Genomic DNA, 14066 nt, shown 5'->3' with positions numbered 1-14066 from the left:
GACTCCCTGCGCCGACCGGGGGGGGGTGGAGGGCGCGGGTATCGCTGAGCATAGCGAAGCGACGCGCGGGAGCCGGTCAGGCGGTGACCGACGCTCCGGCAGCCGACTCCGCCGGCACCGCCGCCTCCAGGACGACGTCGTCGCCGTCCTGGAAGAGAAGCGTGCGCCCCGAGAACGAGCGGGTCTTCATGACGGCGCGGGGCAGTCGCCCGGGAGCGGCGACCCGCACGAACATCTCGTCGCCGTCGGCCATCGTGATCTCGATGCGCGCGGCGCGTGCGCCCGAATGCTTGACGGCGTTCACGAGCGCCTCGTTGACGACTTCGGTGAGGAGGGAGCCGTCGCCCGCGTCGGCGATCGTGGATGCCGCGGCATCCGCGATGCGCGTGTCGAGGTCCATGAGGGGCTCCCACCCGGCGAGCATGCGTTCGAAGCCGCCGGCGGAGGCGGTGTCGTCGGCCGTGTCGTCGGTGCGGAGGAGGTCGTCGAGGGCGCCGTCGGTCTCGTCGCGGAATCGGAGGATGTCGTCCGCCGTCGGAGGGTGCTCGTCGGCGAGCGCGGCGAAGATGACGCAGCGCCCCTGCACACGGCCATGGAGGATCGAGGCGGCGCCCCGGAGCGGCTCGACCGCTCGCGCGGAGTGCACGGCGAAGGAGGCGGCGGCGCGCGCCAGCTCGCGGGTCGAGCGCTCCTCTTCCTCCCGGACCGAACGGCGCGCATCGAGAGCCAGGGAGAGGACGATCGCGACGGCGGGGAGGGCGACCGCGGGGACGAGCATGAGCGGGCCCTGTTCGGGGAGCAGGTGGTGTGCGATCCAGGAGGCGACGGCGCCGCCGAGCACCCAGACGACCACGAAGCCGCCCGACCGCAGACGCACGGGGAGCGCCCGCAGGATCGCGCCGGCAACGAGGTCGATGACGATCAGCGAGAGCGTGGCGACGGTTGCGCCGATGAGGTTTCCGGAGGCCGAGATCACGAAGGGCACGCACAGGAGGACGTACAGGCCGCCCGCGGAGAGGTACGGCGTCGGCTCGAGGCGCAGCCCGCGTCGGCGCGCGGGCGGCCGGGCGGAGGCGAAGCGAACGTCACCGGCATGCCCGGGGCCGGCGGCCGCCCCTGCATCCGCGGCACGCTCCTCGAGCAGATGGCTGGCGGTGCGCACCCGCTCCGAGAAGTCGCGGACGGCCTCGAAATCGACGGTCCCGGCGAGCATGGCATCGCGATCATCGCGGATGTCGCGTGCGACCCGGGCGACCTGCGTGGCGGCGTCCGCCGCGCGGCCGGCCGCGACGGCGGTCGCGGCATCCATGCGGTCGAGCGCCGCGGCGAGACGTTCGGCGATCGCCCGGGCTCGGCGGCGACCCTCCGTGATGATCGCGACGACCGTGAACAGGGCGAACGCGGCGAAGAGGTTCGTGAGGGTACGCGTGACGACGGAGCCTGCGGACGTATCGCCGAACAGCGCCCAGAGCACGGCGCTGTTGACGCCCGAACGGACGAGAGCGACGGCGAGGAGCGTCACCGTGACGAGCACGGCGCGGGCGGTCGGGCTGTGGAGCCGCCGTTCGAGGAGCGCGACCCCGGTGACCGGCACGGCGAGGATCACCCAGGCGATCGCGGCGGCGACCACGGAGTGCCCGTAGGCGGCTGTACCTCCGCCGTCTTGTGCGGGCACGAGGATGAGCGCGGCGGCGGCGAACGAGACGGCCGCGCTCCACGCCGTGAAGAAGCGTCCGCTGCTCGCGGCGCTCCAATAGATCGCGACGATCCCCGTCGCTCGTCGTAACGTGCGCTCTGCCATACTCTTCCCCAAGTAGTTGTCAGTGTAGACACCCGTCGCAGCGACCTGGGTGAGGAGCGGCACATGACTTCTACGGCGCGATCCGGTCCGGATGCCACGGGCCGCCTCCCGCGGTTCCTGCGTCTGCGCGATCGCGCGCGCGTCTGGGCTCGCGATGCGCGCGCCTGGCTCGTGGCGTACGGCGTCGTGGTGGCGCTGATCGGGTTCTGGCCGGTGCCGGTGGACTCGGGCGCGGGGCCGCTGCTGCGGGCCGTGACCGCGGTGTTCCCCGTGGCGACGTACGAGCGGATCGAGTTCGGCGCGAACGTCCTGATGTTCGTCCCGCTGGGGCTGCTGCTGACAATCCTGCTGCCGCAGTCGCGGTGGCTCGTGATGCCGATCGCGTTCGTCGCGACGGTGGTGCTCGAGAGCGGTCAGGCGATCGCGCTCAGCGCGCGCACGCCGAGCGTGCTGGACATCATCGCGAACACGGCGGGGGCGTGCCTCGGCATCCTCGTCGCAGTGTTCGTCGAGGTGCTCGCGCGATCGCGGACGGCGCCGCCGGAGGTACGCGAAGAAGACGTGGAAGAGAGAAGGTCGCTTCGCTGAGCCCCCCGGCATCAGCGAAGCGACCGTGACCGCGGTGCTGGGGACGTCCGCGGTGCGTGAAGCGATCCCATGATTGCGCATCGTGGAGCGCCGTGGCGCTGAATGAGAGAGTTCTCATCCGCCGGCGGCGGCGTCGGCGGCGCCGGTCGCGAGACCCGAGCTCTCCCCCGAGATCTCCTCGATGAGGTCGACGGCGAGCGGCCAGTAGCGAGCGTAGTGGTCGGGATCCTGGTTGATCTGCGTCCGGTGGGCGACGAGCGTCGGCGCGAGCGCGTCGCGGTCGGGCACGCGGGCCGCCATCGCGCGGTAGAAGAGGGTCGCCGACGTGTAGGCGTCGAGCCGCTCTTCGCGGGATCCCCAGCCGTCCTGCTGCTGGAAGAGCCCGATCGAGGTCGTCGGGGTGCCGTCGGGGTTCGTGACGCCGCTCGTCTCCCAGTCGCCGTAGTCGAGGGCGCGCAGCGACGATTCGCCGAGCGCCGTCATGACGCCGATCGCCTGGTCGCGCGTGGACAGCCCGAGGTCACGGCCGGCGCGCATGATGGTCGCGGCGTTGTCGCGCTGCTCGTCGGAGTAGCCCGCGACGGCGGGAGGCGAGGCGAGCGGCGAGAGGGCACGCGGAGCGGTCAGGATGCCGAGGGCTCCCGCTATGACGAGGGCGACCGCGAGCGCGGGCACGGCTGCCACGGCCACGATGAGCGCGATGCGCCGACGGCGCTCACGCACGCGGCGATTCGAGACCCGGCGCTTCGAAGAACGCGACTTCGAGGAGCGTGGTTTCGAGGGCCTGGGCTTCGAGGGTCGGCGGTTCGAGACCCGGGACTTCGAGGAGCGCGGCTTCGAGGTTCGCGGCTTCGAGGTTCGCCTCGAGGATGCTGCGCCCGCCATGCCCCGCATTCTGTCACGCGCCCCTGAACATGAACTCAGCGAGGCGCAGCGCACGCACGCACGCGCGCGCACGCATTCCACGGACGCACGCATCGCCGTACGCCGCTACCCTCACGCGGCGAGAGTGCGCAGTCGGCTGGCCGACGGTCGTGGCGTCCGATCGGCATCTATCCACGGCGGCGGGATGAACCACACGGTGGCCGCGACGCCGATGCCCTCGATGCGCACGCCCCACCCGTCGTCGTGCAGACGATGGTGACAGGCGCTGCACAACAGCAGCCCGTTCGAGAGGTCGGTCGTCCCGCCGTGACACCACCACTCGATGTGGTGCACATGGGTCCAGGCGACGGAAGCCCCGCAGCACGCGCATCCACGGTCGCGCTCGGCGATCGCCCGCTTCTGCGCGGCGGTGAAGCTGCGCTTGACGCGGCCCCAGTCGAGCACCTCGGAGTCGCCGCCCATGACCCACGGGATCACGCCCACCTCGCACGCGAGGCGGCGGAGCGCCGATACCGGCAGCGGGGCTTCGATGCCGTCGATGGATGCCGTGCCCACACCGCTCTGAAGCTCCTCGAGCGTCACGCGCACGACGATGGCCGCGCCGACGCCGCTGGGGATCCCGTCACACGCGATCCCGTGGGCGCACAGGTCGGACAGGGCGTCGGCGCGCAGCTGACGCACCGACCGTTCGTCTCGGGTCGCATCGTCGCGGTTCTCGTTGGAGAGAAGAGTCGAGGACACCCGCCCGTCGATGAAGGCTTTGATCGGCGCGCCGGACGCGATGTCGTAGACGGCGTTGAGGTGGATCGCACCGTCGCGCTCGAAGACCTCGAGGAAGCGCTTCGCGCGCTGTTCCTCGTGCCGCGGCTCGACGCCGTCGGGGTCGAGGATCGCTTCGGCGTGGGTGAGGAGCCGGCTCAGTTCGTCGGCCCGCAGTCCCGGAGCGCGCTGGACGAGTTGACGCTCCGCCTCATCGAGGACGGCGGCATCCACCCGCGCGGCGAGGCGATCGAGCAGACTGACGATCGCGTGCGAAGACGTGATGCTCAGGTCGGACGAGGCGACTCCGGCCGCGACATGCGGATGCCTGGCTGGAAGCGCCTCGCCGGTGAGAGTCGTGCGCGGCGCCGTCGCCTCCCCTACCTGGACCAGCTTGATCGCCTCGCCGACGCTCGACCCGGTCGTCGCCTGAATGAGGGCGACGGGAGTACGGAACCCCTGCTTCTTCGCGAGCGAGTCCTTGCCGAGCTCGACGCGCGACTGCCGTGCGATCTCGGCGGCGACGGGCATGAAGGCGGCATCCACCTGGCGCTTCAGCGCCCCGAAGGCGGCGTTGACTTGCAGCAGCTCACCGGGCGAGAGCGCTTCGGGAGCACGCCCGCCACCCGCGGCTTCCAGCACGGCGAGTGCCTGCGCGATGCCGGTGAGCCCTTCGATGTCCATACCTCAGTGTAGAACAGAACTTCGAAGACAGGAAGGGTAATGTTCGAACATAAAGATGATGACGCAGGCGACTGCGACGTAACCGCGGATGCCTCGAGCCCCCCGCCCGAGGCATCCGCGTGCCTGACATCCCCCCAGCGGATGTCAGACCCTGATGCCGGACATTCGGGTTGCCGACATCAGATCACTGGCGGCCGCAGTATGCGACCCGTACCTGCCACTCTGCCCGGCAGACCTCAAGAAAACCGCGAGCAGAGCGCAAGATTGACGCAAGATGCCGGCTCCCGAGCGCGGAATCCGGGCATTCGCGCTCCGCCGCTCAGCCGTGCTCGCCGCGCTCGCCCGCCGACGTGAGGTAGCGCGAGATCGAGATGTCGCGGCCGGTGGTCGCGCTCTGCCGACCGGTGAGGTACCGCCACAGCGCCGCCCCGGCGGGCGGGGCGACCCGCACCATCGTGATGCCCTCTGCGCGCAGGACCAGCGCCGTCTCGCGGTCGAGGCGGCGGTCCGCCGGCGCCGGCCGCCAGTGCGCGTCGACGTAGATCTCTGCAATGCGAGGCGGTCGCGACCTGCTCATCTGCTCTCCTTGCGCGTGCGTCCACGTCACCGGCCGAACCACGACGACGCGCCCCGCGAGCGGAGCGCAGCGCTGCGGGGGCTCCGTTCCCAGAACGGAGCGATGCGTGACCGCCGGCCCCAGCCGGCGTCTGTGACCATTGTGGCGGATGAGGTGGGGCGACGCTCGCGACGAAACGAAGAGTTAACCGGCATCAACTGTTTCGCCCCGGGGCCTTACCTGTCGTACACCTCGCGCCTGTGCCCAGCCCGCACCACGACGACGGTGAGCACGGCATCCTCGATGCGGTACAAGACTCGGTAGTCTCCGGTGCGCACGCGCCATTCGGCACGGCCCGTGAGCTTCTTCGACGTCGGCGGCCTCGGGTCGTCGGCGAGAAGTTCGATCACCGCTTGGACACGTCGCTTCGCTTCCGGAGGCAGCTTCCTGAGCTCGCGGACCGCAGCCGGCAGCACCTGGATCTCGTATGTCACGACAGACCGAGCTCGCGCTTGACCTCATCCCACGGGATCGGGGTTTCAGCAAGTCGCTCGGTCTCCTCCCACGCCTGGTCGACGGCGCGAATGTCGGCGAGCTCCTCAGCATCCTCCAGGAGCTGCGCGAGCAGTACGACGTCGACGACCGCGGCCACCGGGCGGTCGCGGCGCGTCAGGTAGACGGGTTCGTTTCTCGCGTCGTCGATGATCGACGCGAGCCGGCTCCGGGCGTCCGTGATGGCGATCTGGCTCATGTTCCTATGGTATGACGCAAACGTACGTCTCGGTGCGAAAGGTACGGAATCGATGATAACACGCAGCGTGCTCGCTGCCGGCCCCCTCCCCTCAGGCGCGGGCCGCCCGCCCGGCCCGCCGGATGAGCGCCGCGCCCACGATGCTCGCGACGAGCGCCACGACCGCGATTCCGATCATGAGCGCGCCGAACCCGTCGCGGTATGCCGCGACGGCGGCGTCGAACACCTGGGCGTCAGGGCGGACGCCGTCCTTCGCATAGGTGCCGACACTCGCGAGGGCGGAGGAGACATCGGCATCCGTCATGCCCGCCGCGCTCAGCCGCGACGTGATCCCCGCGATCGTGAGCTGCGTGACCACGACCGTCGACAGCGCCGTTCCGAGCGAATAGAACAGCTGCCCGAACGTCGTGCGAGAACTCGTGACGGGTCCGTAGAACTCCGCGGGCGCTTCGCTCAGCACGAGGGTGCCGTAGGGCAGCGACGCCGCCGTGATGCCGAGTGCGACGAGGATGCCGGCGGGCACGAACGCGAGCGGAGACGCGGCGTCCCGCACGAGGAACGCGACGGTGAAACCGGCGGCCGACAGGATGCCGCCGACGAGCAGCGACGTCTGCGGGCTCATCCCACGGGTCATGAGCCGGCCGAGCACGACCGCACCGACGATCGAGGTCAGCGAGACCGGCAGCTGCCACACCGCGACGGCGCTCGGAGCCAGCCCCAGGACGTACTGCCACAGGTTCGACAGCTGCAGGAACGCGACCGCTCCTCCGACATTGAAGACGAACCCGGCGCACAGCGCGGCGAGGAACAGGGGCCGGCGGAAGAGCGCCACGGGGAAGAAGGGGTGCGCGACGCGCGTCTGTGACCACACGAAAAGGCCGAAGAGCACGAGGCCGAGCACCATCGCGCCCCACGTGAACGGGCTCGTGAGCGACGAGGCGAGCTGCGAGACGCCGTAGAGGAAGATCACCATGCCGGCGGCGAGCGCGATCTGACCCCACACGTCGCGCTTCTCGGTGACGCTCGGCGGCACCGCGGGCAGGAGCGCCAGCACGGCCGGAATCGACAGCGCCGAGAGCACCGGCACGAGCACGAATGCGAGTCGCCAGTCGACGCCCGCGAGCATGCCGCCCGAGAATGTGAAGACGACCCCCGCAGCGCCGGAGCAGGCCGCGAAGGTGGCGACCGCGGCGGGGAGGCGCCCGGGCGCGGCGAGCACCTGGATGTAGGCGAACGCGGCCGCGTACACGGCCCCGAGCCCGACGCCCGAGACCGCCTGCCCGAGGATGTAGACGAGCGGCACGGTCGCGGATGCGACGATCAGCTGCCCGACGAGGCCCGTGACGAGCGCCGCGATGAGCATGCGTCGGCGCCCGATGCGGTCGGCGAGGAGGCCCGTTGTGATGACGGATGCCGCGATGGCGAGCGTCTGCATCGATGCGGCGAGGGCCTGGTCGCCCCCGACCATGTCGAGGCCGCGGCTCGCGCGGACGAGGGCGGTGGCGGCGATGTTGGGGGCGGACCCCTGGACGGCGGCGAGGACACCGAGAAGAGGGATGGCGAGCACGGACGCGCGGCGCACGACCGGGGCGGAGGCGGTGGAGGTCATGATCGGGCCTTTCGGGGGGAAGCCGGGGGGGGAAGGAAGGCGAACGTGGATGCCGGTATCAGGCGGTATACGCCGGCACCCCGTCGATGTACGTGGCCTGCACGGAGATGTCGTGCCAGCCCGCGGGGTCGCTCGTCCATGGGTCGGCGTCGGCGACGGCGAAGTCCGCGCGCGCACCGACGCGGAGGGCACCGCGGTCGTCGGCGTGGATCTGCCAGGCGGCATCCGTCGTGACGGCGGCGAGCGCCTGCGCGGGCGTCACGCGCTCGTCGGGGCCGAGCACCGTTCCGTCGGCCTCGAGGCGGCGGAGCACGGCGGTCTGTGCCGCGTGCAGCGGCTGCACCTTCGTGACGTTGTAGTCGGAGTGCAGGCTCGCGCGCAATCCCGCGCGGGAGGCGGATGCCAGACGGTCCAGCCGCGCCGCACGCGCGGGCCCGAGGATCGTGTCACGGAACGCGGCGCCCCAGTAGTAGACGTGATCCATGAGGAAGCTCGGCGAGACGCCGGCCGATGCCATGCGCACGAGCTGGTCGTCGGTCGTGACGGACGCGTGCTCGAAGCGATGGCGGAGGTCGCCGCGTCGCCCGTCGCCGGTGGAGCCGCCGGCGTACTGCGGCAGCAGCTCCTCCGCGGCTTCCAGGGCGAATTCGACCGCGGCATCCCCGTTGGTGTGGATCATGAGCTGCCAGCCGTCGTCGAGACCGGCGCGCATGACCTCGCGGAGTCCCTCGGGAGTCCAGTTGGCGTGGCCGCCCGTGTTCTCGCCGAGGTAGGGCTGCAGGAAGTAGCCCGAGCGCCCCTGGTTCGACCCGTCGGCGACGATCTTCCAGGCATCCGCCCGCACCATCTCGTCGCCGCTGAAGGGGGTGACGCCGGCGGCCTTCCACGCGGCGGCGACGTCGGCGGGGGTCGTGCATCCGGCGAGCGTGGAGAACTGCGCCGTCGACACGCGCACGGGCAGCCGTGCGGCGCCGTTGAGCTGGTGCAGCATCGCGATCTCGCTGACGCCGGCGAGCGTGCCGGTCATCGCCTCGCGCATCGATGTGACACCCTGCGCGGCGAACTCGGTGAGCACCTGACGGATGCCACGGGCGATGTCGGCCTCTGTGGGCCGGGGCAGGCGCGCGAGCAGCATCGTCACGGCGGGCGACTCCCCCACGACGCCGGTGAGGCGCCCGTCGACCTTCTCCAGCGTTCCGCCGGCGGGCTGCGGCGTCGCGTCGGTGATGCCCGCGGCATCCAGGGCCGCCGTGTTCGCGTAGGCGAAGTGCATCGACGCGTTCAGCACGATGACGGGCCGGTCGGTGGCGACGCGGTCGAGGATGTCGCGGGTGAGCGCGGGCTCACCGGGGTACAGGCTCGGGTCGAACAGCTTCGCGAGCAGGGGCTGGCCGGCAGGGACGTGCGCGGCGGCGGCCTTCAAGGTAGTGACGACGTCGTCGAAGCGGGGGCACGCGACGTGGGAGACGTCCACCCAGTCGAGGGTGAGGAGCGAGATCCAGATGTGCGCGTGCGGCTCGATGAGCCCCGGGATGACGACGCCGTCGGGCGCGACGGTCTGCGTCGCGGGGCCGGTGAGAGCGTCGAGGTCCGCGGCCGAGCCGAGGCCGATGATGCGCCCGTCCGAGATCGCCATGGCCTCCGCGGTGGGGGCGGCGGGGTCGCCGGTGGCGATGCGCCCCACGACGAGGAGATCGGCGCGACCGCCTGCGGCGGGGCTGGCCGGTCGGCCGCCCCTGTGGTGGGCGGGCTCGACCGCGACGCCGGCGGAGGCGATGGCGGGGGCGATGCGGTCGCGGCTGAGGGATGTCGTGGCGCTGTGGGTGTCGCACATGGGGGGCTCCAGGGGATAGCGGGGGGTCAGCCGATGAGGTGGTGGATGAGCTGGGCGGCCTCGTTGGCCGCGAGGATCGCGAACAGGGCGGTCATGATGGCCGCGTTGTGCTCGACGAGCTGCGACTTCAGGCCGACGAGCGCGGTGTGCACGCGGGCCGAGCCGGTGAGCTCGACGAGCGCCGGGATGATGAGCAGCAGCGAACCGGCGACGGCGACCGCGAGGCACAGGGCTGCCGCCAGGAGCGGCGCGAGGTGGGCCTCGCCGATCACCGAGCCGGCCTTGAGCGCGAGCGGGATGTTCTTGCTGTTCGCGGCCGCCATGACGAAGCCGAGGCCCGCAGCGGACGCGGGGGTGACGCCGTCGATCGCGGCGAGCCACTTGGGTGCGACGGCGGGCTCGCCGTTGCGGGGCCGGCCGTGCCAGCTGATGATCGCGAAGACGGCGAACCCGATCGTCAGAAGCGCACCGATCACGAGCGAGACGATCCGGCTGTCGGGGCCGGACGCGCTCTGCGCACCCGCCGCGCCCAGCGCGCCGATCCCGATCACGACGAGCGAGACGAGGGTGAACGTGGCGGTGTAGACCGGGGCCGACGACCGCCCGCGCGGCGCGAGCAGGATCGCCACGACCGCCACGATCGGGAGCGGCGAGAGCACCATCCCCATCGCGATGGGGACGAGGGTGTGCAGGTCGTTCACGTCGGCATCCTTTCTCCGCGCTCCACGGCAGGATGCCGGGGGTGCGATGACGACGTTAGGACCGCCTCCCGTGCGCGCTTCCCGGATGTTCGGCTGACGCGACAGCCCGCGGGAGATGTCGTCGCAGATGGTCGCCATATCCCGCTGAAGCGACGATCTGCGCCGACATCTTCCGCGCTGCGGCACCCCGTGGAGTCCGATCCCTCCCCCACGGACCGGCGCCCGAGCACTTTCTCAGGACCGATGCGACGTCCGTGGCCCATCACCACGCGATCCCGCCGCACGGACAGCCGGGCAGCAGCATGGCTCCTGACAAAGTGCGCACGAAGCCCGGGCTCCGCGGAGGGCGGCGCCCCGAGCGCGGGCTACCGCCGCGGCGACGCCGTGACCGGGCCGCCCTCGCGCGCGTCGTCGTCGGCGGCCACGACGGCGCCTTCGACCCAGGATGCGAGGCGCCAGGACGGCACCCGGAACAGTCGCGCGATCACGCTCACGGGGTAGCCCGCTTCGAGCACGGCGGCGACGGCGAACTGCTGCATCGACGCGAAGTCGCGCCCCGCGAGCGCACCCGCGCGCAGGTCGTTGAACGAGCGCGGCTCGTCCACCGGGCGCGCGGTCGGGGCGGGCGGGGCCGCGGCCGGTGGCACCGCTGCGGACGGCGCCGTCGTCGAGACCGGGGTCGTGGGCGAGCGGCGCGAGCGCTCGCCCGCAGCGACGGGCGGATCCTCTTCCGCCGTGGCCTCCGCCCGCACATCCGGGGCGGCATACCCCGCAACACTCGCCCCCGCAACACTCGCCCCCGCAACACTCGCCGCCGCAACACTCGCGCCGGCCCCGCCCGCCTGGTACGCGGCGAGCTGGTTGTGCCCGTAGGTGATGATCGCGTTCTCGATCAGTTCGCGCAGCTCGAGGTGCGTCCGCCGCCGTCTCCGGATGAGCGGCAGTCCGACGAGCGGGATGACGAGGACGAGCAGCCAGAGCCACATCATGGGGTGGTTGTTCAAGAAGGTGACGAACTCCGACTCGAAGGTCCACGCGCTGAGGTCGAGGTCGCTCGTCTTCGCCGTGCTGCCCGCGTCGACGAACACCGGGTCCTGCCCGCTGCCGGTGAGGCGCGCGCCGGTCACGGTGAGGCGCGAGTCGTCGACGACTTCGATCGGGTGCCCGACGTCGACGCCGACGTCGCCGCCCGTGATGGTGCCGCGCGAATCGCTGACGGTCACCGCGCGACCGTGGCCGTCGACGGAGCTGTCGCTGACCGAGAGGTCGCGCACGCGCTGCGACACGGCGAGGCCCGCACCCGACGTCGACGACAGCGATGACCCCGTGACCGTCACGCCGGTCGTCGGGCCGACGAGACGGGCACCGATCGATTCCCCGGTGACCGTGAGCCCCGCGATCGTGGCGTCATCGGTCTCGACGAGCAGCGCACCGCCCTCGCCGGCGTCGCTGATCGTGACGTCGGTGAGGGTGTACTCGCGGGGTCGCACCGTGGGATAGCCGCCCGCCGACGGCCCGGTGGCGAGGGGCGAGCCGTCGATGCGGATGCCGTGGCCGGACGCGCGGGCGATGCTCGACCCCGTGATGGCGATCTTCTGCGCGCCGCGGTCGACGGTGATGCCGTTCCCGGCGACGTCGCTGACCGTGGTCTGGTCGATCGTCACGCCGCTGGAGCCGGACACGACGATCCCGTCGTCGTCGGCGCCGGTCACCGTCACCTGGGAAAGTGTCGATGCGAGGACGCCCGACAGGTAGACGCCGTAGTGGGTGCTGTCGATGCGCGTGCGGGTCAGCTGCGCCACGGCGAGGCCCGTGGCCGACGAGGTGACCGCGACGCCGCCGGTGCGGCCGCTCCAGAAGCCGAGCGAGTTGAACTGCACGTCGGTCGTCACGAGCGCGCCGTCGTGGACCCGCACGTAGGCCCGCCCGTCGCTGGCATCGGCGTCGGCCGTGCCGGCGGCATCCGTCACGCCCATGACGGTGAGCGGGGCATCCTGCGCGCCGCTGAAGACCAGCCCGCCGCCCCACGCCACGATGCTGACGAACTGGCCGCCCCCGCCGCTGTACAGGCGCACGGTGGCGCCGGGGGCGGTGATCTGCAGCACGGCGCCGGAGCGGACGACGACGGACCGGACGATCGTGAAGAAGCCGCCGCCGTCGGAGGTCGCGGCGCCCGCCGCGATGAGGTCGTCGAGCGTGTAGGGGATGTCGCGCGCCGCGAGCACGACCGTGCCGAGGGTGGCCGGGATGGCGGGGTCGGTAGCATCCATCTTCAGGATCGTCGCGAGCCGCAGGTCGTCGAGCGCGACGAGCGTGGCGGGGTCGCCGAGGTCGATCGCATCCGCCGCCGCGTCGGTCGCGGTCGGGGACGGTGTCGGGGAGGCGGAGACGGATGCCGAGACGGCGGGCGTCGGCGCGGCGAACCAGGCCTCCCACGGGGCCTTGCCGGTGCGGGCGAGGTCGGTGAGCATCACGACCGCTCCCCCGAGCAGGACGACCGCGACGACGACGAGGGCCCGGCCGATCCAGCGGCGGCGCGGGCTCGAGGTGCCACGCTCTTCGTCGGTGAACGAGGTCATGCGCGCGGGGCCGCTTCCGGCTCGCCGAGTGCCCCGTCGGGGACCGGGTCGACGGGCTCGTCGAGAGCCCCGTCGAGCGTCTCGTTGGCGACGCTCGGCACGACCAGCGAGGCCTCGGTCTGCCCTTCGCCGCCCTGTCGGTCGGCGGAGCGGGTGAGCCAGCCCTGCTTGTTCATCGTGAACAGGGCGTAGATCTTGATCGGGAGGGCGATGAACGCGATGACGGCCGCGACGAGCGGCAGCAGCACGAGGTCTTCGGGCCTGCGCCACAGGTGGGAGATGCTGCGGATGCCGCGACCGACGACCGCCCACAGCACGGCGAGGCCGAGGGCCAGCCACGGGCTCGCCGACCGCACCGACAGCAGGACGTAGGCGATCGCGACGAGCATCGTGAACGGCGTCATGAGGATCTGCATCATCGTGAGCTGCGAGATGAAGGGCACCTTGAAGACCCAGCCCTTGCCGATGGCCGTGAGGTAGCAGCGGTAGGAGTTGCGGCTCCAGCGGATGCGCTGCTTGACGAAGGCGCGGAAGGTGCCGGGGAACATCGACAGCGCGCGGGCCGTGTCCTGGTGGGCGACGCGGAAGCCCTGGGAGAGGACGAGCCAGGTCATCCGCCCGTCGTCGCCCGCGATGCACTCACGGCCGAAGAACATCTCGTGCTCGAGGTCTTCGACCTGAGGCAGCAGCACGGAGGTGCGGTAGGCCGACGTCCGGCCGGAGGCGCAGATGATGCCGCCGTAGCGGCCCATGGCGGGCGCATAGTCGTAGTAGCGCAGGTCGATGATCCAGTCCGCGATGCGGCGCCAGACGCTCGACCGCGGCAGGTAGACGTTCTGCCGCGTGCTGACGGCGCCGACGGCGGGGTCGATGAACGGCATCTGGATCGCGTCGAGCATGCCGTCCTCCCACGCCGTGTCGGAGTCGGCGAAGAGGATCAGCTCGGTGTCGACCATCCGCATGCCGTGGCCGAGGGCGGAGCGCTTGCCCCGGTGGGCGAACATCTCGACGTGGACGCCGGGCAGGGCGAGCGCCTCGATGCGCTGCTGGGCCTCCGTGTCGGCGAGGTCGAGGACGAGGATGATGCGGCCCGGGCCCTGGCGATGCCACGTGTGGAGGCAGCGGATGAGGACGTCGGGGTCTTCGTGGAACGAGGGGACGACGAGAGTGGTCGTCGTGCGGAAGTCGTTGCGCGTGGGGCGGGCGGTCGCGGAGAGGAGCTTGCGGGTGAGCCAGAAGCCCCACGAGACGATGCCGAGGAGCCCGAACGGCAGCAGCCAGAGCGCACCGTCGGCGAAGGCCTGCAGCGTGGCCATCCC

12 protein-coding genes are annotated in these 14066 nt (G+C 71.6%); 1 reads left to right on the top strand and 11 read right to left on the bottom strand.

Features of this window, described 5'->3' with window-relative positions; translation table 11 throughout:
- Positions 1–76: 76 nt before the first annotated feature.
- Positions 77–1801 carry an ATPase gene (locus tag J0I43_RS10645; RefSeq protein ID WP_292863154.1) on the bottom strand — a complete coding sequence of 575 codons (1725 nt, stop codon included), beginning with the start codon at positions 1799–1801 and terminating at the stop codon, positions 77–79.
- Between the two features lie 63 nt (positions 1802–1864).
- Here J0I43_RS10645 and J0I43_RS10640 point away from each other — a divergent pair, with 63 nt between their 5' ends.
- On the top strand, positions 1865–2389 hold the full coding sequence (locus J0I43_RS10640; RefSeq protein ID WP_292863151.1) for a VanZ family protein: 525 nt from the start codon (positions 1865–1867) through the stop codon (positions 2387–2389).
- Between the two features lie 114 nt (positions 2390–2503).
- Here J0I43_RS10640 and J0I43_RS10635 read toward each other — a convergent pair whose 3' ends face one another.
- From J0I43_RS10635 to J0I43_RS10590, 10 genes are all read right to left on the bottom strand, one after another.
- The gene (locus tag J0I43_RS10635; RefSeq protein ID WP_292863148.1) at positions 2504–3112 is read right to left on the bottom strand and encodes a peptidase M23; all 609 of its coding nucleotides are present in this window, start codon (positions 3110–3112) and stop codon (positions 2504–2506) included.
- 273 nt (positions 3113–3385) lie between these two features.
- Positions 3386–4717, bottom strand: a complete 1332-nt coding sequence (locus J0I43_RS10630) for an HNH endonuclease signature motif containing protein (RefSeq protein WP_292863145.1) — start codon at positions 4715–4717, stop codon at positions 3386–3388.
- A 319-nt stretch (positions 4718–5036) separates the two neighbouring features.
- On the bottom strand, positions 5037–5294 hold the full coding sequence (locus tag J0I43_RS10625) for a hypothetical protein (protein ID WP_292863143.1): 258 nt from the start codon (positions 5292–5294) through the stop codon (positions 5037–5039).
- Positions 5295–5509: 215 nt separating this feature from the next.
- Positions 5510–5767, bottom strand: a complete 258-nt coding sequence (locus J0I43_RS10620; RefSeq protein WP_292863140.1) for a type II toxin-antitoxin system RelE/ParE family toxin — start codon at positions 5765–5767, stop codon at positions 5510–5512.
- Positions 5764–6024 carry a type II toxin-antitoxin system prevent-host-death family antitoxin gene (locus tag J0I43_RS10615; RefSeq protein WP_292863137.1) on the bottom strand — a complete coding sequence of 87 codons (261 nt, stop codon included), beginning with the start codon at positions 6022–6024 and terminating at the stop codon, positions 5764–5766. The genes J0I43_RS10620 and J0I43_RS10615 overlap by 4 nt, the downstream gene beginning before the upstream one ends.
- Before the next feature lie 91 nt (positions 6025–6115).
- The gene (locus tag J0I43_RS10610; protein ID WP_292863134.1) at positions 6116–7633 is read right to left on the bottom strand and encodes an MFS transporter; all 1518 of its coding nucleotides are present in this window, start codon (positions 7631–7633) and stop codon (positions 6116–6118) included.
- Between the two features lie 58 nt (positions 7634–7691).
- The gene (locus tag J0I43_RS10605; RefSeq protein WP_292863132.1) at positions 7692–9467 is read right to left on the bottom strand and encodes an amidohydrolase; all 1776 of its coding nucleotides are present in this window, start codon (positions 9465–9467) and stop codon (positions 7692–7694) included.
- 26 nt (positions 9468–9493) lie between these two features.
- The gene (locus J0I43_RS10600; RefSeq protein ID WP_292863129.1) at positions 9494–10168 is read right to left on the bottom strand and encodes a GAP family protein; all 675 of its coding nucleotides are present in this window, start codon (positions 10166–10168) and stop codon (positions 9494–9496) included.
- 365 nt (positions 10169–10533) lie between these two features.
- Positions 10534–12747: a right-handed parallel beta-helix repeat-containing protein gene (locus J0I43_RS10595; RefSeq protein ID WP_292863126.1), complete on the bottom strand. Its 2214-nt coding sequence runs from the start codon at positions 12745–12747 to the stop codon at positions 10534–10536.
- Entirely contained in the window at positions 12744–14063 is a 1320-nt protein-coding gene (locus J0I43_RS10590) for a glycosyltransferase (RefSeq protein ID WP_292863124.1), read from the bottom strand. Before J0I43_RS10590 ends, J0I43_RS10595 begins: the two co-directional genes overlap by 4 nt.
- Positions 14064–14066 lie beyond the last annotated feature (3 nt).

The sequence above is a fragment of the Microbacterium sp. genome, from assembly GCF_017305435.1.
Lineage (GTDB): Bacteria > Actinomycetota > Actinomycetes > Actinomycetales > Microbacteriaceae > Microbacterium.
The sequence above is the reverse complement of the archived record's forward strand: the minus strand, read 5'-3'. Positions and strand labels throughout refer to the sequence as shown.